Annotated in this window: 2 tRNA genes; both read right to left on the bottom strand. The window is 48.7% G+C overall.

Going from position 1 to position 505, the window contains the following annotated elements:
- Positions 1 to 192: 192 nt before the first annotated feature.
- A tRNA-Ala gene (locus tag VSX58_RS22450) sits at positions 193 to 268 on the bottom strand.
- A gap of 126 nt (positions 269 to 394) precedes the next feature.
- Positions 395 to 471 (bottom strand) — tRNA-Ile (locus VSX58_RS22445).
- Between the last annotated feature and the right edge of the window lie 34 nt (positions 472 to 505).

Below are 505 nucleotides of genomic sequence, written 5' to 3'. Positions count from 1 at the left end.
GCTTAGTCGCTTAACCTCACAACCCGAAGGTGTTTCCACCTTGCGTCGTGATTATTTGAGAGACTCTGATACGACCGCGATTATCTTCAGATAATCAGCGCCGCATCGTTTCAAATTTCAGCTTGTTCCAGATTGTTAAAGAGCATAATACTTCACAGCATACTGTCGCCAATACGCTCTGAAGTCTTTATATGGTGGAGCTATGCGGGATCGAACCGCAGACCTCCTGCGTGCAAAGCAGGCGCTCTCCCAGCTGAGCTATAGCCCCATACCTACGCCGATATACCTTTAGTACCACTCATAGAAGAGTTTAATTCGTTTCCAGGCAAGGCGTGCAATGGCGAAGCATACCGCAGTATGCGAGTCATTTCACAACGCAGCATGGGGACGGATTTGGTAGGCCTGAGTGGACTTGAACCACCGACCTCACCCTTATCAGGGGTGCGCTCTAACCACCTGAGCTACAAGCCTATTAAGGTATTTCTGCTCATTACTTTCATCAGAC

This window comes from Brenneria populi, from assembly GCF_036016195.1.
Taxonomy (GTDB): Bacteria; Pseudomonadota; Gammaproteobacteria; order Enterobacterales; family Enterobacteriaceae; genus Brenneria; species Brenneria populi.
Note: the sequence above shows the minus strand (reverse complement) of the source record. Positions and strands in the feature narration are given on the sequence as shown.